The sequence below is a fragment of the Streptomyces sp. SID3212 genome, from assembly GCF_009865405.1.
GTDB lineage: Bacteria > Actinomycetota > Actinomycetes > Streptomycetales > Streptomycetaceae > Streptomyces.
The window spans coordinates 1-2,342 of sequence record NZ_WWJY01000100.1; the positions used below are offsets into that span (position 1 = coordinate 1).

Annotated in this window: 1 protein-coding gene; it reads right to left on the reverse strand. The window is 72.1% G+C overall.

Going from position 1 to position 2,342, the window contains the following annotated elements; translation table 11 throughout:
* Nucleotides 1-2,342 (reverse strand): condensation domain-containing protein (locus GT042_RS02895; protein WP_161307115.1); only part of this gene is annotated, 2,342 nt, incomplete at both ends.

Genomic DNA, 2,342 nt, shown 5'->3' on the forward strand with positions numbered 1-2,342 from the left:
GGTGCGACGACGAGGGTGCCGCCGTTGAGCCAGGGGACCCACATCTCGTACGTGGAGGCGTCGAAGGCCATCGCCGAGTGGAACAGCACCCGCGTGTGGTTGCCGTTGGCGTACATCGTCTGGGCGGCGAGGTCGGCGACGTTGCGGTGGGTGACCGCGACGCCCTTGGGCACACCGGTCGAGCCCGAGGTGAACATCGCGTAGACGGGCTGGTCGGGGTGGACCGGCACGGCCGGATCGGTGGTGTCGTCGGAGTGGGTCCCGGTGGTCAGTGTGGTGATGCCGGAAGGCAGGGTGAGATGCCCCGGGTCGTGGTCCGTGAGCAGGTGGGTGAGCGCGGACTGTTCGGTGATCAGCTGGATGCGGTCGCCCGGGTAGCGGGTGTCGAGCGGGACGTACATGGCACCCGCCTTGACCACGGCGAGCGTGGTGACCACGGCGGTCAGCGAACGCTCTTGCAGGAGCGCGACCCGGCTGCCGGGCCCGACCCCCTGGGCGATCAGGTGGTGGGCGGTCCGGTTGGCGAGAGCGTCGAGTTCGCGGTACGTGAGCTCGCGGTCGTCGGCGACAACGGCGATCGCGTCCGGGGTGCGGGCGGCCTGCGCGGCGAAGAGCTCCGCGAGACCCTGGTCCGGGACGCCGGTCGCCGCGCCGCTCCACCCCTCCAGGAGAAGCCCGCGCTCGCCCGGGGACAGCAACTCCACTTCCCCGAACGGCAGATCCGGTGCGGCCACCGCTCCGGCCAGCAGCCGGACCAGCCGGTCGCCGGTGGCCTCGATGGCGGGCGCGTCGTAGAGGTCGGTGGCGTACTCGATGGTGATGTCCAGACCGCCGGGCCGGCCGTCCTCCGCCCGGTGCTCGGCGAACGAGAACGTCAGGTCGAACTTGGCGAACCGCAGCCAGGTGAACTCCGACTCCGTGTCCAGACCGTCGGCCACCAGCGTCGGCGTGGCCGCGTCCGTGAGCGTCAGCATCACCTGGAACAGCGGGTGCCTGGCCGCCGACCGGTCCGGGTTCAGGGCCTCGACCAGCCGGTCGAAGGGAAGATCCTGGTGCGCCCAGGCAGCGAGGTCGGTCTCCCTGACCCGCGTGAGCAGCTCCCGGAAGCTCGGGTCGCCCGACACATCCGTACGCAACACCAGCGTGTTGACGAAGAAGCCCACGAGCTCGTCGAGTGCCTGGTCGGTACGGCCGGCGATCGGGGAGCCCAGCGGGATGTCGTGCCCGGCGCCGGACCGGGACAGCAGCGTCGACACCGCCGCCTGGGCCACCATGAACACCGAGGCGCCCGACTCGCGCGCCAGGTCCGCCAGCGCGGTGTGGACGTCCTGGGGGCAGTGGACGGTGTGGGTGGCGCCCCGGTACGAGGCGGCGGCCGGCCGCTGCCGTACGGCGGGCAGGGTGACCTCCTCCGGAAGATCCGCCAACGTCTTCTTCCAGAAGTCCAGTTGACGGGCTCCGACACTCCCGTCGTCCGCCGGGTCGCCGAGCAGGTCCCGGTGCCACAGCGCGTAGTCCGCGTACTGGGCGGTCAGCGGCTCCCAACTGGGCCGCTCCCCTCGCGAGCGGGTCGTGTAGGCGGTGCTCAGGTCACGCATGAGCGGCTGGTACGACCAGCCGTCGGAGACGATGTGGTGCATCACCACCAACAGGACGTGCTCCCGCTCGCCGAGGGCGAACAGCCGGGCGCGGAACGGCAGATCGGACGTCAGGTCGAAGATCCGCTCGGACTCGGCGGTGAGCAGCGCGCCCACTGTCTCCTCGGTCGCCGGGGTCACCGGCAGTCCGACGCGGACCCCGTCGGCCGGCAGCACCCGCTGGTACGCCTGACCCCCGTCCTGCCCTCCGGCCTGCCCGAACACCGTACGCAGGCTCTCGTGCCGGCCCACCACATCGGTGAACGCCGACTCCAGCGCGGACAGGTCCAGTTCACCCCGTACCCGCACGGCGAGCGGGATGTTGTACGTCGCCGACGGGCCCTCCAGCTGGTCCAGGAACCACAACCGCTGCTGCGCCGCCGAGAGCGGGAGCGGCTCGGGGCGCTCCTGGGCCGTCAGGGCGGGGCGGGCCGGCTCGCCGCCGTTCGTGGCGGCGTACTCCGCGAGCAGGGCCACGGTCGGGTAGAGGAAGAACTCCCGCAGGGTCAGCTGTACGCCGAGGGCCGTGCGCACCCGGCTCACCAGCCGCGTCGCCAGCAGGGAGTGGCCGCCGACCCCGAAGAAGTCGTCGTCGATGCCGATCGACGGCAGACCGAGGGTGTGCGCGAACAGACCGCACAGCACCTCCTCGACGGGGTTGCGCGGCGCCCGGCCGTTCGGCGCCGCGCCGACCCGGGGGGCGGG